Source organism: Caulobacter sp. 17J80-11, from assembly GCF_014349105.1.
Classification (GTDB): Bacteria; Pseudomonadota; Alphaproteobacteria; order Caulobacterales; family Caulobacteraceae; genus 17J80-11.
The window spans coordinates 156008-182147 of the sequence record NZ_JACSJI010000005.1; the positions used below are offsets into that span (position 1 = coordinate 156008).

Annotated in this window: 23 protein-coding genes; 16 read left to right on the top strand and 7 right to left on the bottom strand. The window is 71.9% G+C overall.

What is annotated here, in order from left to right; genetic code table 11:
- Positions 1–8 precede the first annotated feature (8 nt).
- Genes addA through H8B08_RS07595 form a run of 6 tightly spaced genes read right to left on the bottom strand, consistent with a single transcriptional unit; the run spans position 9 to position 9674 of the window.
- Complete coding sequence (gene addA / locus H8B08_RS07570; protein WP_187449593.1) at positions 9–3464, bottom strand: double-strand break repair helicase AddA; 3456 nt, start codon at positions 3462–3464, stop codon at positions 9–11.
- Positions 3461–6550, bottom strand: coding sequence for a double-strand break repair protein AddB (gene addB / locus H8B08_RS07575; protein WP_370545435.1), 3090 nt, complete (start codon positions 6548–6550; stop codon positions 3461–3463). The genes addA and addB overlap by 4 nt, the downstream gene beginning before the upstream one ends.
- Positions 6547–7263 (bottom strand): N-acetylmuramate alpha-1-phosphate uridylyltransferase MurU, encoded by a 717-nt coding sequence (gene murU, locus H8B08_RS07580; protein ID WP_255500715.1) that lies wholly within the window; start codon positions 7261–7263, stop codon positions 6547–6549. Before murU ends, addB begins: the two co-directional genes overlap by 4 nt.
- Positions 7260–8354 carry an N-acetylmuramate/N-acetylglucosamine kinase AmgK gene (amgK, locus tag H8B08_RS07585; protein ID WP_187449594.1) on the bottom strand — a complete coding sequence of 365 codons (1095 nt, stop codon included), beginning with the start codon at positions 8352–8354 and terminating at the stop codon, positions 7260–7262. The genes murU and amgK overlap by 4 nt, the downstream gene beginning before the upstream one ends.
- A complete protein-coding gene (gene tsaE / locus H8B08_RS07590) occupies positions 8344–8802 on the bottom strand; it encodes a tRNA (adenosine(37)-N6)-threonylcarbamoyltransferase complex ATPase subunit type 1 TsaE (protein ID WP_370545436.1) in 459 nt (152 codons plus the stop codon). The genes amgK and tsaE overlap by 11 nt, the downstream gene beginning before the upstream one ends.
- The gene (locus tag H8B08_RS07595; protein ID WP_187449595.1) at positions 8799–9674 is read right to left on the bottom strand and encodes a 1-acyl-sn-glycerol-3-phosphate acyltransferase; all 876 of its coding nucleotides are present in this window, start codon (positions 9672–9674) and stop codon (positions 8799–8801) included. Before H8B08_RS07595 ends, tsaE begins: the two co-directional genes overlap by 4 nt.
- Before the next feature lie 121 nt (positions 9675–9795).
- Here H8B08_RS07595 and H8B08_RS07600 point away from each other — a divergent pair, with 121 nt between their 5' ends.
- The 15 genes from H8B08_RS07600 to eda all read left to right on the top strand — a co-directional run bounded on the left by H8B08_RS07600 (position 9796) and on the right by eda (position 23141).
- Positions 9796–11889 carry a S9 family peptidase gene (locus H8B08_RS07600; RefSeq protein WP_187449596.1) on the top strand — a complete coding sequence of 698 codons (2094 nt, stop codon included), beginning with the start codon at positions 9796–9798 and terminating at the stop codon, positions 11887–11889.
- Between the two features lie 125 nt (positions 11890–12014).
- Entirely contained in the window at positions 12015–12704 is a 690-nt protein-coding gene (locus tag H8B08_RS07605) for a TorF family putative porin (protein WP_187449597.1), read from the top strand.
- Between the two features lie 209 nt (positions 12705–12913).
- Positions 12914–14506 (top strand): methyl-accepting chemotaxis protein, encoded by a 1593-nt coding sequence (locus tag H8B08_RS07610; protein WP_187449598.1) that lies wholly within the window; start codon positions 12914–12916, stop codon positions 14504–14506.
- A 98-nt stretch (positions 14507–14604) separates the two neighbouring features.
- The gene (locus H8B08_RS07615; protein ID WP_187449599.1) at positions 14605–14904 is read left to right on the top strand and encodes an STAS domain-containing protein; all 300 of its coding nucleotides are present in this window, start codon (positions 14605–14607) and stop codon (positions 14902–14904) included.
- Positions 14901–15266: a response regulator gene (locus tag H8B08_RS07620; RefSeq protein WP_163263636.1), complete on the top strand. Its 366-nt coding sequence runs from the start codon at positions 14901–14903 to the stop codon at positions 15264–15266. Before H8B08_RS07615 ends, H8B08_RS07620 begins: the two co-directional genes overlap by 4 nt.
- A gap of 26 nt (positions 15267–15292) precedes the next feature.
- A complete protein-coding gene (locus tag H8B08_RS07625; RefSeq protein ID WP_187449600.1) occupies positions 15293–17611 on the top strand; it encodes a chemotaxis protein CheA in 2319 nt (772 codons plus the stop codon).
- A gap of 2 nt (positions 17612–17613) precedes the next feature.
- Entirely contained in the window at positions 17614–18081 is a 468-nt protein-coding gene (locus H8B08_RS07630; RefSeq protein WP_187449675.1) for a chemotaxis protein CheW, read from the top strand.
- Positions 18078–18968: a protein-glutamate O-methyltransferase CheR gene (locus H8B08_RS07635; protein WP_187449601.1), complete on the top strand. Its 891-nt coding sequence runs from the start codon at positions 18078–18080 to the stop codon at positions 18966–18968. Before H8B08_RS07630 ends, H8B08_RS07635 begins: the two co-directional genes overlap by 4 nt.
- Complete coding sequence (locus tag H8B08_RS07640) at positions 18965–20002, top strand: chemotaxis response regulator protein-glutamate methylesterase (RefSeq protein WP_187449602.1); 1038 nt, start codon at positions 18965–18967, stop codon at positions 20000–20002. Before H8B08_RS07635 ends, H8B08_RS07640 begins: the two co-directional genes overlap by 4 nt.
- On the top strand, positions 20002–20391 hold the full coding sequence (locus H8B08_RS07645; RefSeq protein WP_187449603.1) for a response regulator: 390 nt from the start codon (positions 20002–20004) through the stop codon (positions 20389–20391). Before H8B08_RS07640 ends, H8B08_RS07645 begins: the two co-directional genes overlap by 1 nt.
- Positions 20388–20939 carry a chemotaxis protein CheD gene (locus H8B08_RS07650; protein WP_187449604.1) on the top strand — a complete coding sequence of 184 codons (552 nt, stop codon included), beginning with the start codon at positions 20388–20390 and terminating at the stop codon, positions 20937–20939. Before H8B08_RS07645 ends, H8B08_RS07650 begins: the two co-directional genes overlap by 4 nt.
- Positions 20939–21325 carry a hypothetical protein gene (locus H8B08_RS07655; protein WP_187449605.1) on the top strand — a complete coding sequence of 129 codons (387 nt, stop codon included), beginning with the start codon at positions 20939–20941 and terminating at the stop codon, positions 21323–21325. The genes H8B08_RS07650 and H8B08_RS07655 overlap by 1 nt, the downstream gene beginning before the upstream one ends.
- A gap of 8 nt (positions 21326–21333) precedes the next feature.
- A complete protein-coding gene (locus tag H8B08_RS07660; RefSeq protein ID WP_187449606.1) occupies positions 21334–21939 on the top strand; it encodes a response regulator in 606 nt (201 codons plus the stop codon).
- The gene (locus tag H8B08_RS07665; RefSeq protein WP_187449607.1) at positions 21936–22394 is read left to right on the top strand and encodes a hypothetical protein; all 459 of its coding nucleotides are present in this window, start codon (positions 21936–21938) and stop codon (positions 22392–22394) included. Before H8B08_RS07660 ends, H8B08_RS07665 begins: the two co-directional genes overlap by 4 nt.
- Positions 22395–22517: 123 nt before the next feature.
- Positions 22518–23141, top strand: a complete 624-nt coding sequence (gene eda, locus H8B08_RS07670; RefSeq protein ID WP_370545437.1) for a bifunctional 4-hydroxy-2-oxoglutarate aldolase/2-dehydro-3-deoxy-phosphogluconate aldolase — start codon at positions 22518–22520, stop codon at positions 23139–23141.
- An 84-nt stretch (positions 23142–23225) separates the two neighbouring features.
- On the opposite strand, the gene H8B08_RS07675 is transcribed toward eda, so the two are convergent.
- Entirely contained in the window at positions 23226–24713 is a 1488-nt protein-coding gene (locus H8B08_RS07675) for a S10 family peptidase (RefSeq protein WP_255500716.1), read from the bottom strand.
- A gap of 266 nt (positions 24714–24979) precedes the next feature.
- On the opposite strand from H8B08_RS07675, the gene H8B08_RS07680 reads away from it, so the two are divergent.
- Complete coding sequence (locus H8B08_RS07680) at positions 24980–26137, top strand: DUF1611 domain-containing protein (RefSeq protein ID WP_255500717.1); 1158 nt, start codon at positions 24980–24982, stop codon at positions 26135–26137.
- Positions 26138–26140 lie beyond the last annotated feature (3 nt).

Below are 26140 nucleotides of genomic sequence, written 5' to 3' on the forward strand. Positions count from 1 at the left end.
TCGGCAACTCAGGCGGCACGCAGAGCGGCCAAGGTGGCGTCCAGTAGCTCCGCCGAAAGCGGCGTCAGTTTGGCGCCGTCGGTCCAGACCAGCGCCGCCTCGACGCTCCGCCCCGGATAGATGGTCCGCAGCACCGCCGCGTAAACCGCCATCTGAGCCAGGTAGGACGGATCGGCGTCCTCGGCCCGGTCGGGGGCGGGGCGGTTGGTCTTGTAATCGACCACCAGCACCCGGTCGGGCGTGACCACCAGGCGGTCCAGCCGGCCTGAAATGGCCAGGCCCGCTTTGAGTTCCGGCGACTTGCCCGCGATGGCCACCTCGGCCCGCGAGCCGGGGCCGAACACGGCGGCGAACTTCGGATCTTCCAGCACGGCGAAGGCGGCCGCGGCCATCTCGCTCCGCTGGTCGTCCGACAGGCCGGGCTCGCGGGCCAGCAGCCGTTCGGCCGCCTCGGCCCGGGCCGCGGGCGCGATGTCGGGCAGGATCTGGAACAGCTTGTGGATCAGCTCGCCGCGGCGGAAGCGGCCCAGGCCGCCCCGGGCCGAAAGCGGCGAGGGGGCCGGCGCGCGGCCGACATCCTCGACCAGGCTGGTCGGCGAAGCCCAGCGGGGCAGGGCCTCCGGCGTCGCGATCCGACAGGTCCAGCCGGGAAGGAGGTGGGCGGCCGCGGCCTTCGCCGCCTCGGCTGAAGCCGTGACCGGGTCGGGGCCGAAGCGGGTGATTTCCATACCGTCGGACAGCGCCACGGCGCGGGCGTCGACACTGTCGTGGTCGTAGGCGCGGCTGCAGAGGTCCCACCACGAGCCCTCGGCCGGGGTGCGCTTGGCCGCCACCCGGCCGCAGACCACGATGCGGTCGCGCGCGCGGGTGAGGGCCACGTAGAGCAGGCGCTGGCTCTCGTCGTCGATGCGGTCGTCGCGCAGCCGGCGCGCCTCGGCGGAGGCTTCGCAGTCGTCGTCCTTGCGCGGGGCCCACAGGAAGACGCCGTCGGGCGTGCGGAACAGGGGCGCGCCCTGGGCCGTCGCCTTCACCGTCGTGTCGGGCAGGAAGACGATCGGGGCCTCCAGGCCCTTGGCGCCGTGCACGGTCATGACCCGCACCTCGCCGTGCGCGCCCTCCATCTCGCGCTTCACCTCGACCTCGGCCTGCTCCAGGGCGGCGACCACGGTCTCCATGGCGGCGGCGCCACGCTGTTCGGCGTTCAGCACCTGGGCCAGGAACTCGTCGACCGCCTCCTCGGCCTCGCGGCCGAGCCGCTCCAGCACGCGGGCGCGCATGGACCGGCCCTGCGCGTCCAGCCGGTTCAGGAAGCGCGAATAGAAGTCGAACGGCGTGCGCCCCGCCTCGGCCTCCGTCGCCCAGGCCAGCAGGTCGGCGGCGGCGGCCCATTCGGGGCGCGCGCCCGCGCGCTCGCGCAAGGTGCGCCACAGGCCGCCCTTGCGGCAGTACGCAAGGTCGTAAAGCGACTGCTCGTCCACGTCGCAGAACGGGCTGCGCAGCAGGGCGGCCAAGGTCAGGTCGTCGTCCGGGAACAGCAGGAAGCGGCCCAACCCGATCAGATCGTCGAAGGCGATGTGGCTGGACAGTTTCAGCCGGTCGGCGCCGGCCACCGGCACGCCCTTCTGCTTGAGCGCGCGGATGATCTCCTCGAACAGGGCGTCGCGGCGGCGGACCAGGATCAGCACGTCGCCCGCATTGGCGGCGCGCCAGCGGTTCTCGTCCTTGTCGTGCACCGCCTCGCCGCGGGCGATCAGGCCGGCGATCTCCTCGGCCATGCGCCGCGCCAGGCGCTTTCGGGCGCTCTCCTTCGGCTCGGCGTCGACGGGCGCGTCCCAGGCTTCGGCCTTCTCGGCCGGCTCGTCCTTGAACAGCGGCCACAGGTCCACGCAGCCGGCGTGGTCCTTGCGCGCGGCCACGTGCACCGGCGCCTCGCCCTTCAGCGGGCTGAGCGCGCGGGCGGCCTCGGCGGCGAAGGTCGCGTCGACGAAGGCCAGCACTTCCGGCGTGGAGCGCCAGGACTTGAGCAGCGGCACCGGCTCGAAGGCGCCGCCGGCGCCGCGCACGATCGTCTGGTAATTCTCCAGCTCCTGGGCCAGCCGCTCGGGGCGCGCGCCCTGGAAGGAGTAGATCGACTGCTTCTCGTCGCCGACGGCGAAGATGGAGCGGGCCAACAGGCGCTCGTCGCGGGCCGAGCCGTCGCCGGCGAAGAACTCGGCGGTCAGGGCCTGGACGATGTCCCACTGCTCGGGCGCGGTGTCCTGCGCCTCGTCGACCAGCACGTGCTCGACCCCGCCGTCCAGCTTGTAGAGCACCCAGGCGGCGTCGGCGCGGTCGACCAGCAGATCGCGGGTGCGCGCGATCAGGTCGGCGAAGTCCAGCCCGCCGGAGGCCGCCTTGGCGGTCGCGTAGAGGGTCAGGTAGGCGTAGGCCAGGGCCGCCACATAGGCGCTGTCGCGCCCCACGCGCGCGGCCCGCAGGCTGGCCAGGGCCTCGCAGATCCGGCCCTGCTCGCCGACCAGCCAGTCGCCGGCCCAGGGCGCGACCGACTTGGTGGCCAGCTTCTTCCGGGGCTCGCCGGCCGCGGTGCAGAACACGTCCACCAGCTTGGCGAAGTCGAAGCTTCCGCCTTCGGCCGCTTCCGCCAGGGTGCGCATCTTGTCGGCGCACTTCTGGTCCTGGGCCGAGCCCTCGGCCATGGCGTCGACCACCCGGCGCCAGGCGTTCCAGTCGATCGCGGCGAAGGTGTCAGTTTCGACCGCCTCGGGCTCGACCGGCTGGTCGAAGCCGCAGGCTTTCCAGATCCGCTCCACCGCCGCGCCGGGGCCGCCGCTTTCGTCGAACCAGGCCTGGAAGTCGGCGCGCTTGTTCTCGATCGCGCCGAACAGGCCCTCGAAAGCGCCGCCGTCCAGCTCGACGGCGAAGTGGGCGTAGGCCCGGCCGACCAGGCCGCCCGGTTCGGCCAGGGCCAGGCGGGCGACGTCGTCGCGGGCTTCGGCGGAGACCTCGGCCGCAGCGGCGTCCTCCAGCACCTTGAAGCGCGGCGACACGCCGGCCTCCAGAGGGAAGCGGCGCAGCAGCTTCTCGCAGAAGGCGTGGATGGTCTGGATTTTCAGCCCGCCGGGTGTCTCCAGCGCCCGGGCGAACAGGGCGCGGGCCTGGGACAGCATGGCCGCGTCGAACCGGGCCGGCTCGCTCTCGTCGAGCTTGGCCAGCTCCTTCTGCAGCTCGGCGTCGGGCAGGACCGACCAGCCGCCCAGGCGCTGATACAGGCGCCGCTGCATCTCGGCGGCGGCGGCCTTGGTGTAGGTCATGCACAGGATGGCCGCCGGATCGACCCCGCGCAGCAGCAGACGCGCCACGCGGCTCACCAGGGTCGAGGTCTTGCCGGAGCCGGCGTTGGCGGTGACGAACACCGACAGGGACGGGTCGGCGGCCTGGGTCTGAGGGCTGTGCGGCTTGCTCATCCCTCGCCCCCTTCGTCGCCGTCGGCCCCGACTACGTGCCATTCCCACACGCGCGCCAGGTGGTCGTAGTCGCCGCCGTAACGGCCCATGTACTGCGGCGCGGCCCAGGAGACGTAGGGCGTGGCCGGATCGTCGAAGCGGCGGATGCGGCGCATCAGGCCGTCGAAGGCGTCGCGCGCCCATTCGGCCGCCTCGCCGGGGCCGGCCCGTGTCAGCTCCTCGCCCGGCTTTCGACGGCCGGTCAGGCGCACGTAGGTCAGTTCGCAGGCCTCGACCTCGCCGGCCTCGGCGAAGCCGCCGGCCGCCAGGATCGCCGCGGTCAGGGTCAGCTGGGGCGCGAAGCCGCTCTCGACCTGCTCGCGCGAGGCGGCCTGGCCGGTCTTGAAGTCCAGCACGGCGGCGCCGACGTCGCTGAGCTCGATGCGGTCGGCCCGCGCGTCGATGGTGAACTCGCGGCCCTCGACCAGGAATTTGAGCTCGCCCTTTTGCTCGATCAGCCGGCGCGGGGCGGATTGACGGCGGCGACGTTCGAAGTCGGCGATCCAGCGGGCGAGGTTTCGCGCCAGCGGCGCCTCGCGCGCCATGGCCGGGCCGTCGAAGCCGTACTCGGCCAGGGCGTCCAGCAGCAGGGTCTCGACCGCGACGTCCGCGTCGGCCGGCAGGGCCTCGGGCCAGCGCTGGACCAGCCGCTCCAGCGCCTTGTGCACGGCGTCGCCGCGGGCCCGGGCCTCGGCCGCCGCGTCCGGCCGGTCCAGCGCCTTCAGACGCAGCACCTTGTCGGCGTAGATCGAATAGGGGTCGCGCACCCAGCGCTCGACCCGGGTGACCGACAGGGCGCGCGGGCGGGCGTCGACCGGCGGGGTCGGCTTCGGGCGCGGAGCGTAGCGCGGCTTCTCGGCGCGCGGGCGGTCCAGCGCGCGGGCCCAGCCCAGCGCGTCGTCGCGGCCGGGCAGGCTGAGCCCTGCGCCCTTGGCCAGGGTCTCCAGCCGCCACAGCCAGCGCGAGGGCACGGCCGGCTGGCCGCCGCGGCGTTCGGTGGTCAGCAGGATCACCTCGGGCGCGCAGGCGGCCTGGGCGAAGTCGTGGGCCGACAGGCCGATGCGGCGCTCCGGCGGCGGCAGTTTCAGGGCCGCGCGCATGGGCCGCGACAGGAAGGGATCGATCGGCGCGCCCTGCGGCCAGACGCCTTCCTCCAGCCCGGCCAGGATCAGCCGGTCGGCGCGGATCAGGCGGGCCTCAATGGCGCCCAGCACCCGCAGGCGCGGATGCGTCGCCCCGCCGGTGCGCACGGTCTCCGAGGCGATTAGGGTTTCCAGCAGGGCCTTGAAGCCGGACGCCTTCGCCGGCGGCAGGCAGGCGGATTCCTCGATCAGGCTGGCCAGCAGGGCGGCCAGGGTCTCGCCCCCGCCGCCGCCCCATAGCGATCCGGTCGAGCCGACCGCGTCGCGGGCCAGGAACTCCAGCGCGCGGGCGAAGGCGGTCGCCGCCTCGGGCACCTCGGCCGCGCCGGCAGCGAACGGTCCGATCGCGGTCTCGACGGCGGTTTGCAGCTTGGCGGCGATCTCGGCGGCCTGGGCCAGAGCGGTGACCCGCGCCTCGCGGCCGCGGGCGCGCGCGTCGTCGGCGGCCTTCTCGAGCCGGGCCTGCAGGGCCGTCCAGGTCTTCGGCCGCGGCCCGCGCAGGCCGAACTCCTCCAGCGCCACGCGGCGGCGGGCCAGTTCGCCCTCGCCGACGCCCAACCGCACCAGCGGGTGCTTCAAGAGGCCCAGCAGGGCGGCCGGCGACAGCGGATCGGTCAGGATCTCGGCCAGCAGGGCCACGAGCGTGCCGACCGGGAAGCTCGACAGCGGCGCACCGGCCGAGGAGTCGGCCTCCACGCCCCAGCGCGACAGCCGCGCCGACACGCGCCGGGCCAGGGCCTGGTCGGGGGTGACCAGGGCGGCGGTCAGGCCGGGCGTCTCCAGCGCCTCGCGCAGGAGAAGCGCGGCGACGGCGGCGGCCTCCTCCTCGGTGCGCGCGGCGGCGGTCGAGAGGCCCTGCAGGCCCTCGGCCAGCGGGTCGACCCCGGTCTTCACGCCCTCTTCCTGCAGCTTGCGGATCTGCTGCAGCCAGTCGGCGGTGGCCTCGGCCGGGCGCAGGGCCTCGTTGACCAGGCGCCGGCGCGAGCGGCCGCGGTTGCGCTCGGCTTCGGTCTCTTCGGCCGGCCAGGTCTTCACCTCGTCCCGGGCGACGCCGTGGCGGTCCAGCAGGCGCTTCATGGCGCCCTGCGGATGCTGCTCGTCGACCAGGGTCCAGGCCTCGTCGGCGAGGTCGAGGTCGAGGCCGGGCAGGACCACGCAGCCCAGCGGCGCGCGGGCGACCACGCCCAGCAGGTCGGCGGTGGCCGGGGCCGTGCCGGTCGAGCCGGCGGCGATGAGCGGAATGGTCGGGGGATTGCGGTCCCACTGCTCGGCCAGGCGGCGCAGCAGGCGCACCCGCCGCTCGGTCGGGTCGATCAGCCCCAATTCCTTCAGGCGCTCGGGCCACTTGCGGGTGGCCACGGCCAGGAAGGTGGCGGAGCGGCGCCAGTGCTCGGCGTGATCGCCCTCGACCAGTCGCTCGATGCGGTCGGGATCCAGCCGCTCCTCGATCTGGGCGGAGTCGAGGAAGGCGGCGAGCGCGTCGGCCATCTCCAGCGCCGCGGCGGCGTCCAGTTCGCCCCGGCCCTCCGGCGGGGCGTGGTCGACGATCAGTCGGGCCAGCTCGAAGCGGCGGCGCAGCGGCGCGACGGCCGGCGGCAGGTCCAAAGCGAGGTCGCCCGGCTCGAACGGCGGCTCGCCTTCGTCGAGGTCGCCGACGGGACGGATCTGCGGCAGCAGCACTGCCCGCCCGCCGGCCGCGCCCACGAAGGCGTCGGCCAGGGCGCGCGCGCCGCGGCGGGTGGGGGTGAGCACGATGGCGTCGGTCAGGGCCTCGGGGCCGAGCGGCGCCAGGCTGGCGTGCAGGACCGACGCCAGATCGTCGACGAACGGGCGGTGGGAGGAGACGGTGAACCAGCGCGGCCCGGTTGCGGAAAACGGACCGCCCGGGGTCACGCCGCTCGTCACGCCGGCTCCTTCAGCTTCGCCTCCGCGGCGTCGCGGGCCTGTGGATCGCCGACGTGCATCCAGAAGCCGTCCAGCACCCGGCCGTACAGCCGGCCCTCGTCGGCGAGGCGGCGCCAGACCTTGGTCAGGGAGAACGGCCCCTTCGGCTGGTCGGCCACGATGCCGGGCTTGGTGATGTGCACGCCCATGTAGGCGAAGGGCGCGCTCGCGGCCTCGCCGCGGAAGGTCAGGCGGCCGTCGTCGGCCAGGAAGAAATCGCCCGCCCCCTCGAAGCCGATCGAGGCCTCGCGCCGCGCCAGCAGCAGGCAGGCGTCCATCTTCTCCGGATCCCACATGCGGGCCAGCTCGCCCAGCGCGTCGCCATCGTCGATCCACACGGAATCAATGTTGGCGACCCAGACCGGATCGGGGCCGAGCAGCGGGCGAGCCTTCTTCAGGCCGCCGCCGGTCTCCAGCAGCTGGCGGCGCTCGTCGGAGATGACGATCTCCGGGCGCGTGCGGCCCGAGAGGTGGCCCTCCAGCCGGTCGGCGAACCAGTGGACGTTGACCACGGCCTTCTCGACCCCGGCGTCGGCCAGGCGGTCCAGGACGTGGTCGATCAGGGTGCGCCCCGCCACCTCGACCAGGGCCTTGGGCCGGTCGTTGGTCAGGGGACGCATGCGGGTGCCGAGGCCTGCCGCCAGCACCATCGCCGTCTTGGGACCGCCGCTCATGCGCGCACCTCCGAAGGCACGTGCCGCTCGAACCAGGCGGCCAGGCCTTCCATGCCGGGCTTGGTCAGGTTGGCGTTCAGGTGGCGCCACATGCGCGGCATGAAGGCCTTGTAGCGGGGCTTGCCGTCGCGGACGACGAGGCGGGCGAAGATGCCCAGGATCCGCGCCTCGTTCAGCGCCGCCAGACCGGCGTAGTCGGCCATGAAGGCCTCGCGGTCGACGCCGCCGCCACGGGCGGCGAAATAGCGGTCGAGGCTGGCGGCCTCGAGCTCCGGGGACACGTCGCGGCGGGCGTCCTGCAGAAGGCTGTGCAGGTCCCACGACGGGTGGGCGCGCACCGCGTCCTGGAAGTCGATCATGCCCACGCGCGCGGCGCCCTGACGGCCTGAGAGCCACAGCAGGTTCTCGGCGTGGTAGTCGCGGTGGGTGAACACGCTGGCCCCGGCGTCGGCGCGGGCGCGGATCGGGGCCCACAGGCCTTCCCACTCGGCGCGGGCGTCGTCCGAGAGGTCGACGCGCGGGTCGAACTTGCCGAACCACTCGACGAACAGGTCGCCGCCGGTCTTCAGGGCCAGGTCGTCGTAGGCCAGCAGCGGCCAGCGCGCGCCGTCGGCGCCGAGCACCGCGGGCGGGGCCTCGGCGTGCAGGGACGCCAGCGCCTCGACCGCGGCGAAGTAGAGCGGCTTTTCGTCGGTGCCGGTCTCGATCAGGCGGGCGAACAGGCCGTCGCCCAGGTCCTCGGTGACCGCCAGGCCTTCGCCTGCGTTCAGCGCCACGATCTCCGGCGCCGACAGGCCGCGCGAGCGCAGGAAGCCGGCGCAGGCGGCGAAGGCGTCGACCCGGCCGGCCGCCAGGCGGGCCATGGCGTTGTAGCCGGCGGCCTTGCGCTCTTCCGGGGTGGCGTCCGGCGGGCAGGGCTGGCTTTCGGCCGAGGGCGGCGCGTCCATCAGCATCAGGGAGGTCCCCGACGCCAGCTGCAGCCGCTCGTAGCGGCGCGTGGAGGCGTCGCCCGGCAAGGGATGACGCTGAGCGTCGGCCAGGCCGGCCTGCGCCAGGAACGCGGACTTCACCGCCTCACGGTCAGAACTCAAGCGAACGCCCCTTCCACGACCCGTGCGGAACGAGCCGCGCCGTGCGGCCCTCCCCCGTCTCACTCAGGTCTATATCCAGTCTGTCGGGGGGCAGGCGAGAGCCGAGACGCTGCGGCCATTCGACCACCGCCGCCCCTTCGTCCAAAGCTTCGTCCAGCCCCAGCTCGTAGGCCTCGTCCGGATCGGTCAGCCGATAGAGGTCGAAATGGGCGACCGGCAGCCGCCCTTCGTAGAACTGCACCAGGGTGAAGGTCGGCGAGGGCACGTCCTCGTCCGGCCGGGTCAGGGCCCGCACCAGGCCGCGCGCCAGGGTGGACTTGCCCGCGCCCAGGTCGCCGGTCAGCAGCACCGCGTCGCCGGGCGTCAGCAGCTCGGCCACCGCCGCGCCCAGGCGCGTGGTCGCCTCGGCGTCGGCCAGCGGCAGGTCGATCGGATGGTCGAGGGTCACGCGAACTCCGCGTCCGGCGCGGCCGGCAGCACGCGCTCGACATAGGCCTTCAGCGCGTAGATCGCCTTGGCGGCGTCCACGTCCAGCTTGGAGGTCGGGATCACCGGCCCGACGGTCAGCTGGAAGGCTTTGCCGCGCTTGTTCAGCAGCTCGTGGAACAGGGTGACGTCGCGCAGCTCCGGCGACACCTTGTCGAAGGCGTGGAACAGGGTGGAGAACGGCCCGGCCACGTGCACCGGCACGATCGGCGCGTCGTACTTGCGGGCCAGCGAGGCGGCGGTCGCCGCCCACGGCGGGTCGGTCAGAGAGCCGTCCTTGGCCCGCCTGGCCAGCCGCCCGGCGGGGAACATGACCACGGCGCGCTCGGCCTCGAACGCCTCCTTGGCGGCGTGCAGGGTGGCGCGGGTCTTCTCGCGGGTGCGCTTGGCCTCGACCCACTCGACCGGGATGATGCTCTCGGCCAGCCGCGGACAGACCCGCAGGGCGTCGGCGTTGGCGAAGAAGATGGCGTCCTCGCGCACGCGGCGCAGGGCGTCGTAGACCGCCACGCCGTCCGCGATGCCGGTCGGGTGGTTGCAGACCACAACGCAGCGGCCCTTGGCCGGCACGCGCTCCAGGAACAGGGCCGAGGTCTTCAGGTCCAGCAGGCGCGAGGCGTAGGCCATGGCCTCGTCGCCCGACAGGTCGACGATGGCGTCGGCCATGGCCCGGGCGCGGCCGTAGTCGAGCAGGCCGTAGAGCACCGGGCGCACGATCGGCCAGGCCGCGGACGCGGTCAGCCGAGGCGCGCGCTCGGCGATCAGCACGTCGACGATGTGGGCGCCGGGAGCGAGCACGCGGGCCGGGGCCTCGGCGGGGACGGAGATAACCATTCGGGCGCGGATCATGGTCGGGGCCGTCGTGCGCCGCAAGGGTCGCAGCCGCGGCCGTTTCACGGGCGTGGCCGTTCATGATAGGTGGAACCCCGACGTATAATCCGCATCGGGACCATCGATGACCAAGTCGTTCCGTAAGTCCGCCCTGGCGCTTCTCGCCGGCGCGGCCGTTTCCGCCCTCGCCCTGTCCGCGGGCGCGGCTTCCGCCGCCGACGGGCGCGGCTTCACCGCCAAGGACATGGTGATGCTGGAGCGGATCTCCGATCCGCAGGTGTCGCCGGACGGCCGCTTCGCCGTCTATTCGCTGCGGCAGACCGACTGGGAGAAGAACAAGGGCGTCAATTCGCTCTGGATCGTCGACCTGAAGGCCAAGGGCGCCCAGCCGGCCCGCATGGGCGCCTCGGACGGCGGCGCGCTGTCGCCGCGTTGGTCGGCCGACGGCAAGTCGATCTACTTCCTGTCGGCGCGCTCGGGCTCGATGCAGGTCTGGAAGACCGACGCGACTGGCGCGAACGCCGTGCAGGTCACCAACCTGCCGATCGACGTCCAGGCCTTCCGCACGAGCCCGGACGGCAAGACCATGGTGGTCGGCCTGGCCGTCTTCCCGGACTGCGACACCCTGAAGTGCACGACCGACCGCACCGCCGAGAAGGCGGCGTCGAAGGCGACCGGCGTTCTCTACGACAAGCTGTTCGTGCGCCACTGGGACACCTGGGCGGACGGCACCCAGAACCACCTTTACTCGCTCAGCCTGGACGCCGCGGGCGTGGCGACCGGCGAGCCCGTGGCGCTGATGAAGGGCTTCGACGGCGACGCGCCGACCAAGCCGTTCGGCGACGACGCCGACTACGGCTTCTCGCCGGATTCCAAGGAGGTCTGGTTCTCGGCCCGGGTGGCCGGCAAGACCGAGCCGTGGAGCACCAATTTCGACCTGTGGTCCGTGCCGGTGGACGGTTCGGCCGCGCCGAAGGACCTGACCGCCCATAACCCGGCCTGGGACGCCGGCATGGTGATGTCGCCGGACGGCAAGCTGGCGGCCTACCGCGCCATGAAGCGTCCGGGCTTCGAGGCTGACCGCTTCCACATCATGCTGTGGGACGAGACCACCAAGACCGAGCGCGAAGTGGCGGCCGGTTGGGACCGTTCGGCCGACGACCTGAAGTGGTCGGCGGACGGCAAGACCCTGTATGTGCTCGCCGGCGACGTCGGCCAGACCCGCGTCTTCGCCATCGACGTGAAGACCGACAAGGTCACGCCGGTGACCGGCCCGGGCCACGTGTCGGGCTTCCAGGTCTCGGGCCAGAACCTGGTCTATGTCCAGGACGACCTGACCAAGCCGGCCCAGCTGTTCACCATGCCGCTGAAGAAGGGCGGCAAGGCCACCCAGCTGACCAACGTCAACGCCGACAAGCTGGCGGGCGTCGCCATGGGCCAGCCCGAGCAGTTCAGCTTCGCCGGCTGGAACGGCGAGACCGTCTACGGCTACGTCGTGAAGCCGGCCAACTACAAGGAAGGCGAGAAGTACCCGGTCGCCTTCCTGATCCACGGCGGCCCGCAGGGCAGCTTCGGCAACCTGTTCCACTACCGCTGGAACGCCCAGACCTACGCCGGTGCGGGCTATGCGGTGGTGATGATCGATTTCCACGGCTCGACCGGCTACGGCCAGGCCTTCACCGACTCGATCAGCAAGCACTGGGGCGACCGCCCGCTGGAAGACCTCCAGAAGGGCTGGTCCGCGGCCCTGTCGAAGTACTCGTTCCTGGACGGCGACCGCGCCTGCGCGCTCGGCGGCTCCTACGGCGGCTTCATGGTCAACTGGATCGCCGGCAACTGGTCCGGCCCCTGGAAGTGCCTGGTCAACCACGACGGCGTCTTCGATCAGCGCATGATGGGCTACGCCTCCGAGGAGCTGTGGTTCACCGAGTGGGAGAACGGCGGCATGCCCTGGCAGAACCCGGAGGGCTACGAGCGCTTCAACCCGGTCAACCACGTGGCGGCCTGGAACAAGCCGATGCTGGTGGTCCAGGGCGGCCAGGACTTCCGTATCCCGCTCGAACAGGGCCTGGGCACCTTCACCGCTCTGCAGAGCAAGGAGATCCCCAGCGAGTTCCTGTACTTCGAGAACGAGAACCACTGGGTGCTGAAGCCCCAGAACTCGGTGCAGTGGCACGACACCGTGCTGGGCTGGCTGGACCGCTGGACCAAGCAATAAGCGCCTGGCCGCTTTCAGACTTCAGGACGGCCGCGCTCGAAAGGGCGCGGCCGTTTTGCTTTGCCCGCAGAACGTCGGTCTGGCTAAGGTCGGACCGGGAGAACGTTGCGGGCAGGGGCGCTCGAATGTTCGCGCGGGGGCTGTTCGCGCTCATTCTGACGTCGGCGCTCGGTCTTTGGGCCGGGGCGGCTTTGGCGCGCGCGCCGGAACTGAGCGTCAACCTCGGGGCCGCCAGCGACTACGTCTATCGCGGGGTCAGCCAGACCGACGGCGCCCCGCAGGCGTTCGCCGGCGCGGACCTCGAGGGGGATGCCTGGTACGCCGGCGCCTGGGCCTCCAACGTCGACTTCGGCGGCGGCGATCCGACTTCGGCCGAGGTCGACCTCTACGCCGGCTGGCGCCCTGAAGCCTTCGGCCTGAGCTGGGATGTCGGCGCCGCCCTCTACGCCTACCCCGACAAGCCGGCCGGCGCCGACTACGACTACCTGGAAGCCCGGCTGTCGGCGGAGCGCGAGATCGGGCCGGCCACGTTCGGGGCGGCCTTGGCGTGGGCTCCGGCCTATTTCGGCGGCGGCGAGGCGACCTATGTCGAGGTCGTCGGCGGGTGGGAAATCTCGGACCGGCTCGGGCTTGGGGGCGGCGTCGCGCGCCAGACCGTCGAGGGCGAGGACGCCTATGTCGTCGTAAACTTGGGCCTCACCTGGTCCATGACCGAGCGGGTGTCGCTTGACCTGCGGGGCTGGGCCGCCGACGCGAACGACCTGGGCGCGGCCGCCGACCCGCGCGTCGTCGTCACCCTCAAGGCCGAATTCTGAGCCGCGTTGGGCCGGTGACGTGGGCCGCAAGGCTTCAGGATCTTTACGGAGTTGACGGCCGGGGACCCCTTGGCCGCGACGGATTTGCGGGGCGCCCGACCTGCCCTGGGTCGGCGCGGTTCGCCCCGGCAGCCGGACGTTAACCACACGGCAAGGCCGCAATACGCCTTACTCACGTTCGCCGTGAGCGCGTTTCGCCGAGCATCAGCATGTCCAAGCCCGTCAATGTCCACGATCGCCTGAACTTCATGGAGTTCGACGACGCCAGCCGCGCGGCGCTGCGCGACGCGGCGCCGGTGATCGAACGGGAGATCGACGCGGCCATGGCGGCCTTCTACGACCGCGTGCGGGCTACGCCGGCGACGGCCCGGTTCTTCGCGAGCGAGGGGCAGATGGCCGGCGCCCGCGCCCGTCAGGCCCAGCACTGGCGCACCATCGCCCACGCCCGCTTCGACGCCGAATACGCCCGCCGGGCCCAGGTCATCGGACAGACCCACGCCCGCATCGGGCTGGAACCGCAGTGGTACATCGGCGGCTACGCGGTCGTGGTCGACCGCCTGATCCGCGCCCTGCTGGCCGACGGCAAGAGCAAAGGGATGTTCGGGAAAGGCAAGGACACGGTCCGGCAGGCCGACACCGTCTCGGCCGTGATGCGCGCCGCCCTGCTGGACATGGACCTGGCCATTTCGACCTACATCGAGGCGATCGACGAGCAGCGGCGGGCGGCCGAAGAGGCCCGCGAGGCGGCCCAGCGCGAGCAGCAGGCCACCGTCGCCGCCCTGGCCGAGGCGCTGTCGCGGCTGTCCCAGGGCGACCTGACCTACCGCGTCACCCAGTCCTTCCCGGCCGATTACGCTCAGCTGAAGGCCGACTTCAACGAAGCCATCGAGCAGCTGCAGTCGGCGATGATCGGGGTGGCCGGCAATGTCGACGGCGTGCGCAATGGCGCCGGCGAGATCTCCGGCACCGCCGACGAGTTGTCGCGCCGCACAGAGCAGCAGGCCGCCAGCCTGCAGGAGACCGCCGCGGCCCTGGACGAGATAACCGCCACGGTGAAGCGCACCGCCCAGGGCGCCCGCCAGGCCGCCGACGCGGTCGCCGCCGCGCGCGGCGACGCCGAGACCAGCGGCAAGGTCGTGCGTCAGGCCGTCTCGGCCATGGGCGAGATCGAGCAGTCGGCGCGCCAGATCAGCCAGATCATCGGCGTCATCGACGAGATCGCTTTCCAGACCAACCTGCTGGCGCTCAACGCCGGCGTGGAAGCCGCCCGCGCCGGCGACGCCGGCAAGGGCTTCGCGGTCGTGGCCTCGGAAGTGCGCGCCCTGGCCCAGCGCTCCGCCGCGGCCGCCAAGGAGATCAAGACCCTGATCTCGGCCAGCTCCGAGCAGGTGGGTTCGGGCGTCACCCTGGTCGGCCAGACCGGCGAGGCGCTGTCGCGCATCGTCGGCCGGGTGGCCGAGATCGACGCCCTGGTCGGCGAGATCGCCGCCTCGGCCCAGGAACAGGCCACCGGCCTGCAGCAGGTCAACACGGCGGTGAACCAGATGGACCAGGTCACCCAGCAGAACGCCGCCATGGTCGAGGAATCCACGGCCGCCAGCCACACCCTGGCCCAGGAGGCTGAAAGCCTGGCCGGGTCGGTCGGCCGCTTCCGCATCGGCGAGCGCGAAGCGCGCGGCTACGCCCCGGCCCGCGCCCGGCCGGCGGCGGCGCACGCTACGCGTCCCGCCCTCAAGCACACCGGCCGCGGCGGCGCCGCCCTGGCGCACCGGCCCGAGGCGGACAGCTGGGAGGAGTTCTGAGCCGACCCGGTCCGGGGCGCCAAATCTCGGCGGCGGTAATCCTTCGTTATCGACGTGGCGTCCAGAAACGGAACACGGCCCAGAGTCAGGGTTAACCGATGTCGCTTTCCACCTCCGAGTCCGCCGTGCTGCCGCTCGCGCCGGTGCTCGACCTCAACGCGGCGGAACCGCTGCGCCAGTCGCTGATGCTGCTGCGGGGCCGGGCGGTGACGCTCGACGCTTCGCGGGTCACGCGGCTGGGCGGGCTCTGCCTGCAGGTGCTGCTGGCCGCCCGCGCGGCCTGGGCCGAGGAGGGGCGCGCCTTCGTCCTCGGCCAGGTGTCCACCGAGTTCGCCGACCAGCTGGCCCTGTTCGGAAACCCTGAATTGCAATTCGAACCCGAAGGGGTGATTTCGTGACGAAGACCGTTCTGACCGTCGACGACTCCCGCACCATGCGCGACATGCTGCAGCTGGCGCTGGTCGAGGCGGGCTACCGCGTGATCCAGGCCGTGGACGGCGTGGACGGGCTGGAGACCTTGGCGCTGGAAGGCGCCGACGTGGTCATCACCGACATCAACATGCCCCGGCTGGACGGCTTCGGCTTCATCGAGGGCGTGCGCTCGGACCCCAAGCACCGCTCGACCCCGATCCTGGTGCTGACCACCGAGAGCGACCCGGCCAAGAAGGAGCGCGCCCGTCAGGCCGGCGCCACCGGCTGGATCGTGAAGCCCTTCAACCCGGAAAAGCTGGTCGACGCCGTCCGTCGCGTCGCCGCCTGATCTGAACGCCGAGCGGGGTTTCGTCCGTGGACGCCTTCGAAAGCATCAAGGCCACCTTCTTCCAGGAGTGCGAGGAGCTGCTCGCCGACCTGGAGACGGGTCTGCTGGCCATGGAAGGCGGCGACGCCGATCCCGAGACGATCAACGCGGTGTTCCGCGCGGTCCACTCGGTGAAGGGCGGCGCCGGGGCCTTCGGGCTGGACGCCCTGGTGCGCTTCGCCCACGTGTTCGAGACCCTGATGGACGAGCTGCGCTCGGGCCGGATGGAGGTCCGCGAGGAGGTCGTCAAATCCCTGCTGCGCGCCGCCGACGTGCTGTCCGACCATGTTGGCGCGGCCCGCGGCGGTCCCGAGGTCGACGCCGGCCGTAGCGCCGCCCTGGTCGAGGAGCTGGAAGGCTGGATCGGCGGCGACGCGCTGGGCGCGGCCGGCGAGGACGACGCCGAGATCGACGGGCTGGTGTTCCAGCCCATGCAGGTGGCCCTTGCCGACTTCGACGCCCCGGCCGGCCTGCCCGACCTCGACGCCCTGCTGCCCGGCCCGATCGCCTTGCCCGACCTCGACGCGCCCGCGGCTGCGGCCGGCGACGTCTGGCGTGTGACCTTCCGTCCGCGGGCGGACATGTACCTGAAGGCCAACGAGTCCGGCCTGCTGCTGCGCGAACTGGCGCGCCTCGGCGAGACCGAGGTCGAGCTGGACGCGTCGAACCTGCCGCCGCTGGACCAGATGGCCGCCGAGCAGGCTTATCTCGGCTGGACCGTGCGCCTGACCGGCGAGGTCGACGAGGCGGCCGTCCGCGAAGTGTTCGAGTGGGTCGAGGGCGACTGCGACCTGGAGATCGTGCGCGCCGACGCCGCGTCCGCGCCGGCCCTGCCCGACCTGCCCGCCCTGGACCTGCCGGTTCTGGACCTGCCGCCGCTGGATTTTGCGCCCGCCTCGATCGCCGAGCTGCCGCCCCTTGAGCCTGCCGTGGCTTCCGCGCCGGCCGCCGATCCGGTCGAATTCGACATCGCCGCCCTGATCGCCAAGGCCCAGGCCGCCGGTCCGGTCGACACGCCGGCACCGGCGGCCGCGCCGGTGGCGAAGCCCGCGCCGAAGCCGGCGGCGCCGGCCGCCGCCAACGAGACCAAGGGCCCGGCCGCGCCGGTCCAGGCGACCATCCGCGTGGACCTGGAGCGCGTCGATCGCCTGATCGACCTGGTTGGCGAGCTGGTGATCCAGCAGGCCATGCTGTCCCAGCGCGTGGGCGAGAGCGGCCTGGCCCGCTCGTCCAACGTGGCCGTCGGCCTGGAGGACCTCGAGCAACTGACGCGCGAGATCCAGGACAGCGTCATGGCCATCCGCGCCCAGCCGGTGAAGTCGGTGTTCCAGCGCATGCCGCGCCTGGTCCGCGAAGTCGCCGACATGACCGGCAAGAAGGTCCGCCTGGTCACCGAGGGCGAGGGCACCGAGGTCGACAAGACGGTGATCGAGCGGCTGTCCGACCCGATCACCCACATGCTGCGCAACGCCATCGACCACGGGCTGGAGACGCCCGACGAGCGCGCCGCCGCCGGGAAGCCGGCCGAGGGCGTGGTGCGCCTGGCGGCCCTGCACCGCTCGGGACGGATCATCATCGAGGTCCAGGACGACGGGCGCGGCATCAACCGGCCGCGCGTGCGCAAGATCGCCGTCGACAAGGGCCTCATCGCCGAGGATGCGATCCTGACCGACGACGAGGTCGACAACCTGATCTTCCTGCCCGGCTTCTCGACCGCCGACACGGTCTCGGACATCTCCGGCCGCGGCGTGGGCATGGACGTGGTCAAGCGCTCGATCGGCGCGCTGGGCGGCCGCATCTCGATCTCGAGCGTGCCCGGCCAGGGCTCCAAGTTCACCCTGAGCCTGCCGCTGACGCTCGCGGTGCTGGACGGCATGGTGGTCACCGCCGCCGGCCAGACCCTGGTCACCCCGCTGACCACCATCGTCGAGAGCCTGACGCCCAAGGCCGAGGACGTCCACCTGGTGGGCGGCCGCGACGCGGTGATCCGCGTGCGCGACACCTTCGTGCCGCTGGTCGACGTCGGCGTGGCGCTGGGCTTCCGCGACGAGCCGATCCCGGCCGCCACGGGCGTGGCCGTGCTGATCGAGAGCGAGGCGGGGGGCAAGGCGGCCCTCTTGGTCGACTCCATCCAGGGCCAGCGCCAGGTCGTCATCAAGAGCTTGGAGTCCAACTACCAGCAGGTCGAGGGCGTGGCTGCCGCGACCATCCTGGGCGACGGCCGCGTGGCCCTGATCCTCGACGTCGACGCCCTCGTCTCCACCCGGCGCAAGCCGGCGCGTACCGAAAAGCGAATGGCAGGATGACCATGACCGAAGTCGTCACCACCGGCGCCGGCGCGCGTCGTGAACTGATCTCCTTCCGCATCGGCGAGCAGGAGTTCTGCGTGGACATCATGTCCGTGCGCGAGATCCGCGGCTGGACCCCGGCCACGCCGCTGCCGCGCTCGCCCGCCTTCATGAAGGGCGTGATCAACCTGCGCGGCGCGGTCCTGCCGATCGTAGACCTGGGCGCGCGCCTCGGCCTGAAGACCGCCGAGCCGACCGCCCGCCACGTCATCATGGTCGTGCGCATCGGCGAGCGCACCGTCGGCCTGCTGGTCGACGCGGTGTCGGACATCATCGAGCTTACCGACGATCAGGTGCAGCCGACCCCGGACGTCGCCTGCGACCAGGTGAAGACCTTCGTGAAGGGCCTGTTCGCGGTCGAGGGCCGCATGGTCAGCCTGATCGCGCTGGACAAGGTGCTGCCGGAGCAGGAGGCGGAGGCCGCATGAGCTTCGTCGCCGACACCGGCGACCGATCCCGCAAGCGTCCCATCGTCGAGGGCGAGTTCGCCTTCACCGACGACGACTTCCGTCAGATCGCGTCGATCCTGCATTCGCATGCCGGGATCGCCTTGACCGAGGCCAAGGCGGCCCTGGTCTATTCGCGGCTGGCCAAACGTCTGCGCTCGCTGGGGCTGAAGAGCTTCCGCGACTACTGCGACCTGGTGCAGGGCCGCGAGGGCCTGGACGAGCGCCAGGCCATGATGGCGGCGTTGACCACCAACGTGACCCGCTTCTTCCGCGAGCCGCACCACTTCGAGCACCTGCGCGACGAGGTCATGCCGAAGCTGGCCGAGCGGGCGCGCCAGGGCGGACGCGTGCGCCTGTGGTCGGCGGCCTGCTCCAGCGGCCAGGAGCCCTATTCCATGGCCCTGACCGTGCTGGAGGCCATGCCGGACGCGCTGGATCACGACGTGAAGATCCTGGCGACCGACATCGACCCCAACATGGTCGCCGAGGGCCGCGACGGCCTCTATCGAGAGGACCATGTCGAGCCGGTGCCGCTGAACCTGCGCGGGCGCTGGTTCCGCAAGGCGCCCCACGGCGGCGACCGCCGCTGGGAGGTCGCGCCCGAGCTGCGCGAACTGGTCGCCTTCCGCGAACTCAACCTGATCGGAGACTGGCCCATGAAGGGCCGCTTCGACGTCGTGTTCTGCCGCAACGTGGTGATCTACTTCGACGAAACCACCCAGGAGCGGGTGTGGTCGCGCTTCATCCCGGTGATGACGCCGGGGGCTACGCTGTACATCGGCCACTCCGAACGGGTCACCGGCCCGGCGGCCGGCCGGCTCGAGACCTGCGGCCTGACCACCTACCGGCTGGGAGGCGCGCGATGAGCCGCATCTCCGTCCTGGTGGTCGACGACTCCGCCACCATGCGCAGCCTGATCGCCGCCACCCTGCGGCGCGACACCGACATCGAGGTCGTGGGCTTCGCCAACGATCCGTTGGAGGCGCGCGACGCGATCAAGCGGCTCAACCCCGACGTCGTCACCCTCGACGTCGAGATGCCGAACATGGACGGCCTGACCTTCCTTGAGAAGATCATGCGCCTGCGCCCGACCCCGGTGGTCATGGTCTCGACCCTGACCCAGGCCGGGGCCGAAGTGACCCTGGCGGCGCTGGAAATCGGCGCGGTGGACTGCGTCGGCAAGCCGGGCGCCGGCGTGACCGCCGCCGAGGCGTTCGGCGATCTGGCCATGAAGGTGAAGGCGGCCGCCCGGGCTCGCGTGCGCCCGCTGGGCAGCGCGCCGGTGGTCGAGAAGCGCGAAGGCTATTCCGGCGGCGACAAGATCGTCGCGATCGGCTCCTCCACCGGCGGGGTCGAGGCCCTGCTGACGGTGATCTCCGCCTTCCCGGAGAACTGCCCGCCGACGGTCATCACCCAGCACATGCCGGCGACCTTCACCAAGAGCTTCGCCCAGCGCCTGGACCGCGCCTCGGCCGCGCACGTGACCGAGGCGGTGGAGGGCGCGCCCCTGGAGACCGGACGGGTCTATCTGGCCCCGGGCGGCCACACCCACCTGGAGATCACCTCCGGCGCGCATCCGCGCTGCCGTCTGGTGCCGGCCGACCCGGTCAACGGACACCGTCCGTCGGTGGACGTGATGTTCAATTCCGCGGCCAAGCACGGCCCGCGCGTCGTCGCCGCGCTCTTGACCGGCATGGGCCGAGACGGCGCGCAGGGGCTGCTGGCCCTGAAGGAAAAAGGCGCGCGCACGATCGGCCAGGACGAGGCCAGCTGTGTCGTCTACGGCATGCCGCGCGCGGCCTTCGAGCTGGGCGCGGTGGAAAAGCAACTCCCGCTGGGCCGTATCGGCCCGGCAATTCTCGACTTGTGCTCGGCGGCTGCGCCGGGGAGGGACCAGTAATGCCCGCAGCTTCTTCGATCCGAACCTTGATCGTCGACGACCAGCTGACCATGCGTTCGCTGGTGCGCACCGGCCTGCAACAGCTGGGCATCACCGACACGCGCGAATGCGCCGACGGCGAGGAGGCCCTGCGCGAGATCATCAGCAAGCCGGTGCACCTGGTGATCTCCGATTACAACATGCCCAAGCTGGACGGCCTGGGCCTGCTGCGCGCCATCCGTTCGCATCCGCCGACGAAGACCACGGCCTTCATCATGCTGACGGGCCGGGCCGACCGTGAGCTGGTGCAGCGCGCGGTGCAGTACGGCGTCAACAACTACCTCGTGAAACCCTTCACGGTGCAAACCCTGAAGGAGAAGATCGAGGCCGTGTTCGGACAACTGACATGACCGCAACCGCCGCCGCCCAGAGCGCCGCTCGGGCCGGCAAACGCATTCATGTCGTGCAGGGCGAGCAGCACGTCACCAGCGATCCCGAGGTGGTTCTGACCACCATTCTCGGCAGCTGCGTGGCCGCGTGCCTGCGTGATCCCGTGGCCGGGATCGGCGGCATGAACCACTTCCTGTTGCCGGACGGGGTCAAGGACGGCGGCGTGGCCCAGCGCTACGGCGCGCACGCCATGGAACTGCTGATCAACGACATCCTGCGCCGGGGCGGCCGCCGCGAGCGGCTGGAGGCGAAGCTGTTCGGCGGCGGACGCATGTTCGACGGCCTGACCGACGTGGGCGGCGCCAACGCCGCCTTCGCCGAGAAATTCCTCCGCGACGAAGGCATCCCGGTGGTGGGCTCCAGCCTGGGCGGCTCGGGCGCGCGCCGGGTGCAGTTCTGGCCGGTGTCCGGCCGGGCCCAGCAGAAGGCGGTCACCGACCAGCCCGAGGTCGTGCGCGCGCCCGTTCCGGCTCCGGTCGTCGACCACGGCGCGGTGGAGCTGTTCTGATGCGCCCGCCGCACGCCCGCGAGGACGAAACCCAGGTCAGCGCCGCCGCGGCCCTGCAGGCCCTGGCGGTCGAGACGGTGCGCGCCGGCGAGATGTGCGAGCGGCTCGGCGACCTGGTCGAGCGGCTGGTGCGCACCTGCGAGGGCGAGGAGCTGAAGATCGCCATGCAGGAGGCCCAGGCGGTCGACGCCCTGACCCAGCACCTGGCGGCGCTGGCGGCCTTCGCCGGCCGCCTGGCCGATCGCGCCGAGGGCGTGGTGGCCCCGGCCGAGGCCCTGCGCGCGGTGCCGCTGGCCGACCTGGCGGCGCGGCTTTCGGCGGCCTGCGGCGGCGAAGCGGCCTCTTCCGGCGACGGCGCACGGGCCGGCGACCTGGACCTGTTCTGAGCCCCGCGGTGAGTGATTTCGGCCTGCCGGCGCGGCTAAGGATCAACCTGGATCAATCTGTCGTCCTGCTGGTCGACGACAATCCCCAGGCCCTCGACATCATGGGCTCGGTGTTCCAGGGCTTCGGGGTCAAGCAGCAGATCAAGTGCGGCTCCGCGCTCGAGGCGGTGGACATCGTCAAGACCACCCAGCTCGACCTGATCGTGATCGACTGCTCCATGCCGGAGATGGACGGCTACGACTTCGTCCGCTGGCTGCGGCGCAGCGACCTGCGCCCGGCCGCCTTCACGCCGACGATCATGGTCACGGGCCACCCCGCGCAGTCGAAGATCGAGAAAAGTCGCGACTGCGGGGCCAGCTTCGTGGTCTCCAAGCCGATCACCCCGGCCGTCCTGCTGGAGCGGATCGTCTGGGTGGCGCGCGAGGAGCGGCCCTTCGTCGTGTGCGACGCCTACGCCGGCCCGGACCGCCGGTTCAAGAACGCGGGTCCGCCGATCGGGATCGCGCCGCGCCGGCGCGACGACCTGCCCTTCGAAGTCGGCGAGGCCATCGACCCCAACATGGCCCAGGCCGAAATCGACCTGTTGCTTAAGCCCGCCAAGGCCCCTCGATGAGCGTCGTGAAGATCATCCCGGTGAAGCACCGGCTGAGCGCCCAGATGCGCCGGGCCGGCGGCCTGACCGTCGAGCAGGCGCTGAGCCGCGCCGGCACGGCCCTGGAGGCGCACCGCGCCGGGGCCATGACGGCCATCGAGCGCACCGTCGTGAAGCTGGAGGCCGCGGCCGGCGCCGAGCGCGACACCACGACGCCCGACCGCATCTACGACCTGTCGGCCGAGATTCTCGACATCGCCGGCCTGTTCGGGGCCCAGCCCCTGTGCGACGCGTCCTGGAGCCTGTGCGAACTGGCCGACCGGCTGCGCTCGCGCGGCGAGTGGGAGTGGGCCGGGGTCGAGGTGCACGTGCGCGCCCTGCGCTTCCTGCTGACCGCCGGCTACGAGACCACGCCGGTGCTGAAGTCGGTGATCGACGGCCTGTGGGAGGTCACCGACCGGGTGGCCAAGGCCTGATAGGGGCGCGTCGGCGCTTCCGCTTTCGGACCGGCGGTCTCCCACGCTAGAAGGGGACCTCACCCCACGACGACGCGTGCCTGCGACCTCCCCGTCGCGGCGTCGCCGATGCAGGAGGCCGCCGTGCAGCTCGACGAAATCATGACCCTGTCGCCGGTGATCGCCGTGGTCACCATCCGCGACGCCGCCCACGCCGAGCCGCTGACCCGGGCGTTGGTCGCCGGCGGCATTCGCGCGGTGGAGATCACCCTGCGCACGCCCGCCGCGCTGGACAGCATCCGCGCCGCCGCGAAGGTCGAGGGCGCGGTGGTCGGCTCCGGCACCTGCCTGACCGCGGCCGACCTGAAGGCGTCGGCCGACGCCGGCGCGGTCTTCGCAGTCTCGCCCGGGGCGACCACGCCGCTGCTGCAGGCGGGGCTCAAGAGCGCGATCCCGCTGCTGCCCGGCATCGCCACGGCCTCGGAGCTGATGGCCGGGCTGGAGCAGGGCTACACCCGTTTCAAGCTGTTCCCGGCCGAGGCGGCCGGCGGCGCGGCCCTGCTGAAGGGCCTGTCCGGCCCGCTGCCGCAGGCCAAGTTCTGCCCGACCGGCGGCGTCAACATCGAGAACGCGGCCCGCTACCTGGCCCTGCCGAACGTGCAGTGCGTCGGCGGCTCCTGGCTCGCGCCCGACGAGCTGATGGACGCCGGGGACTGGGGCCGGGTCCAGGAGCTCGCCCGCACGGCCGTGGCCAAGCTCGGCCGCTGACCCGGCCCTCACGTCTCCTCCAGAAGCACGAAAGCCTCCGCTTCTCGCGAAGCGGAGGCTCGGCTCGTGGCCCTGTTTGAGGCCTTAGCGGTAGACGGCCTGCACGTCGCGGCGCAGGGCGGCGCGGCTGTCGGGACGGCTGTAGAACATGTGGCCGCCCGGATAGACCTTCAGCTGAATCTGGTCCTTGGCGCCCATCACGGGGATCTGGTCGATGATCAGCCGGCTCTGGAAGTAGGGCGTCTGGATGTCGGTGAAGCCGTGGACGATCAGCACCTTCATGCTGGGATCCAGGGCCAGGGCCTGGCGCAGGGCGGTCGACGACTCGGCGGTGTCGTTGCGCTCCCACATCCGGTTCACCTCGTTGCTCAGCGCCTCATAGGTCCCGTCCACCTTCCAGCCGATCTGGCGGGTGACGTAGTCGACCATGGCGCTGGTCGTCGGCGCGATGATGCCCTCCAGGATCGGGTCGCCGGCGCGGTTCTGGGCCGACCACGGGAAGGGGTCATAGGCCGTGACGTTCACGTCGTAGCGGCTGGCCAGGACGCCCTTGTCGCGCTGGAACTCGCGCACGAAGGTCTGCAGGTCGATCCGCCCGCCCATGCGCTGGACCAGCGCCGGGTCGAGACCGGTGTAGGCGGCCACCCGCTTGGAGACGCGATCGACCGCGGCGGCGTCGCGCGCGCCGCGCAGCAGATCCACCGTGTATTCGCTACGGGCGTATTCCTCGACGTCGGTCATGTCGGCTGCGGTCAGGACGGCGCCGTCGCGCTCGCGCTTGGCCGCGGCCATCGACGGCAGGGTGCTGGCCCAGACCATCGGCGACAGGTCGCGGCCGCCGTTGGCGTGATAGTCGAGACGCGGCGACACCAGGGTCATGCCCCAGATGCCGACGCCCAGGTCGCTCTGCAGGGTGTAGGCCAGGCGCGGCAGGCGGAAGCCGCCGTAGCTCTCGCCGACCAGGTACTTGGGCGAGCCCATGCGCTGGTTCTTGAGCAGCCAGTCGTAGACGATCCGCGACAGGTACTTGATGTCCTGCTCGGTGCCGTAGAACGCCTTCTTGGTCTTGTCCTCGGAGACGTAGGAGCGCGAGAAGCCGGTGCCGATCGGGTCGATGAACACCAGGTCGGTGAACTCGAGCCAGGTCTGCGGATTGTCCGACACCCGCGTCGCCGACGAGGGGAACTGACCCTGGGCGCCGAACGGAACGGTCTTCGGGCCGATCAGGCCGAGATCCAGGTACACGGAGGCCGCGCCGGGGCCGCCGTTGAAGGCGAAGGTCACCGGGCGGTCGGGCGAGCGCGGCCCGTCCTGGGTGAAGGCGGTGAAGGCGACCTCGCCGATCACGTTACCTTCGGCGTCCTTCACCGGCAGGCTGCCGGCGGTGGCGGTGTAGGCCACGGACTTGCCGTTCAGAAGCTTCACCGTCTCATGGACGCTGGCGTCGGCCGGCAGGCGATCCGGCTTGGCCTTGGCGGCGGCCTCCGGTTTGGCGTCCTGGGCGAAGCCCGGTCCGGCCGAGCCGAGCGCCAGGACGGCGACGGCCAGGGCCGACATTACTGTGCTGCGCAAAATTCCCTCCCGAGTTTTTGTTTGTGCGCCATCATTCTCGTGCGCGCACTTTAGGCATGCCCGGGCCTTAACGCTACGTCTCTGAGGCGGCCGAACGACGAAGCGGGACCTAGGAACAAACACCCCCGCTGGCTTGTCTCAGCCCTCGGAAACCGCAGGCGGGGGCAGGTGAAAACAGGCCTTCCGACCGTTGGGAATCCCGCTTCGACGGGGCTCCGCGGTTCCCTCACGAGCACAGCGTGAGCGACAAAAAAGAGGGCTGTTCAATGATTGCCGAGGGGCAGATCGCCGACGTCGGTCGGCTGGTGCGCGACGAGGCTCGAACCGTTAAGGACCGCCGTCGTCGTCCAAGACCCATGACAAGTCCGCTGGACCTGACACGCCTGGGCGAGGCGAAGCAGTCGTTCGCCACCCGGCGGGCCATGCTAGCCGAAACGCGCGGCCTGCTGGTCGCCGGCGTCCGCCCGGCGGCGGGCGACCTCGTGCTGGCCCGCGTCGAGCAGGTCGGCCACCACGCGCGGCTGGAGCTTCCCGACGGCCGGCGCAGTCGCCTCTACGAGGGCGACGAGATCGTCGTCGCCTACGGCGCCCGCTACGCCCCCGACCAGTTCGAGGCCGAGGTCCCTTCCAATCTCGGCCCCTGCGACCTGATCGCCGGCGGCGGCCTGGCGGGACGGGTGCTGAAGCGCCATCGCCAGGTCGGCGCGCCCACCCGCATCGCGCCCTGCGGCCTGCTGGCCGACTCCGAGGGCCGGCCGCTCAACCTGGCCCGCTGGGCCGTCTCCACCCCGGCCCCGGGCGGCCGGCCGACCGTGATCGTGGTCGCCGGCACCTCCATGAACGCCGGCAAGACCACCACCGCCGCCTGCCTGATCCGCGGCCTCAAGCGCGCGGGCCTGCGGGTCGGCGCGGCCAAGGTCACCGGCACCGGCTCGGGCGGCGACCTGTGGGCCATGGTCGACGCGGGCGCCAGGCCGGCCATGGACTTCACCGACCTCGGCCACGCCTCCACCTTCAAGGTGCCGGAGGCTGAACTTGTGCGCGTGGCGACGGCCCTGCTGGACCACCTGGCGGCGGCCGAGGTGGACGCGGCGGTGATCGAGATCGCCGACGGCCTGTTCCAGGCCGAGACCGCCGCCCTGTTGTCGGCCCCGGCCTTCACCGAACGGGTCGACGCGGTGCTGTTCGCCGCCGGCGAGGCGGCGGGGGCGGCGCACGGGGTCGACTGGCTGCGCAGGCGCGGCCTGCCGGTGGTCGGCGTCACCGGCCTGCTCAGCGCTTCCCCGCTGGCCGCGCGCGAGGCGGTCGCCGCCACCGGCGCGGCCGTGCTGACCAGCCAGGAGCTGTCCGATCCCGAGGTGGCGCCGGGCCTGGTGCTGCGCCCGCGGGCCGAACCGATCGGCGTCGCCGCCCTGACCGCCTGAGCG

What these genes read in the sequence shown, in the direction of transcription:
- H8B08_RS07640 (WP_187449602.1), top strand. Translation starts at nt 18,965, where the DNA reads ATGAGCCGCATCTCCGTCCTGGTGGTCGACGACTCCGCCACCATGCGC.
- H8B08_RS07680 (WP_255500717.1), top strand. Translation starts at nt 24,980, where the DNA reads ATGATTGCCGAGGGGCAGATCGCCGACGTCGGTCGGCTGGTGCGCGAC.
- H8B08_RS07600 (WP_187449596.1), top strand. Translation starts at nt 9,796, where the DNA reads ATGACCAAGTCGTTCCGTAAGTCCGCCCTGGCGCTTCTCGCCGGCGCG.
- H8B08_RS07665 (WP_187449607.1), top strand. Translation starts at nt 21,936, where the DNA reads ATGAGCGTCGTGAAGATCATCCCGGTGAAGCACCGGCTGAGCGCCCAG.
- H8B08_RS07630 (WP_187449675.1), top strand. Translation starts at nt 17,614, where the DNA reads ATGACCGAAGTCGTCACCACCGGCGCCGGCGCGCGTCGTGAACTGATC.
- H8B08_RS07615 (WP_187449599.1), top strand. Translation starts at nt 14,605, where the DNA reads ATGTCGCTTTCCACCTCCGAGTCCGCCGTGCTGCCGCTCGCGCCGGTG.
- murU (WP_255500715.1), bottom strand. Translation starts at nt 7,263, where the DNA reads ATGAGCGGCGGTCCCAAGACGGCGATGGTGCTGGCGGCAGGCCTCGGC.
- H8B08_RS07655 (WP_187449605.1), top strand. Translation starts at nt 20,939, where the DNA reads ATGCGCCCGCCGCACGCCCGCGAGGACGAAACCCAGGTCAGCGCCGCC.
- H8B08_RS07610 (WP_187449598.1), top strand. Translation starts at nt 12,914, where the DNA reads ATGTCCAAGCCCGTCAATGTCCACGATCGCCTGAACTTCATGGAGTTC.
- H8B08_RS07605 (WP_187449597.1), top strand. Translation starts at nt 12,015, where the DNA reads ATGTTCGCGCGGGGGCTGTTCGCGCTCATTCTGACGTCGGCGCTCGGT.
- addA (WP_187449593.1), bottom strand. Translation starts at nt 3,464, where the DNA reads ATGAGCAAGCCGCACAGCCCTCAGACCCAGGCCGCCGACCCGTCCCTG.
- H8B08_RS07645 (WP_187449603.1), top strand. Translation starts at nt 20,002, where the DNA reads ATGCCCGCAGCTTCTTCGATCCGAACCTTGATCGTCGACGACCAGCTG.
- H8B08_RS07635 (WP_187449601.1), top strand. Translation starts at nt 18,078, where the DNA reads ATGAGCTTCGTCGCCGACACCGGCGACCGATCCCGCAAGCGTCCCATC.
- H8B08_RS07595 (WP_187449595.1), bottom strand. Translation starts at nt 9,674, where the DNA reads ATGGTTATCTCCGTCCCCGCCGAGGCCCCGGCCCGCGTGCTCGCTCCC.
- H8B08_RS07650 (WP_187449604.1), top strand. Translation starts at nt 20,388, where the DNA reads ATGACCGCAACCGCCGCCGCCCAGAGCGCCGCTCGGGCCGGCAAACGC.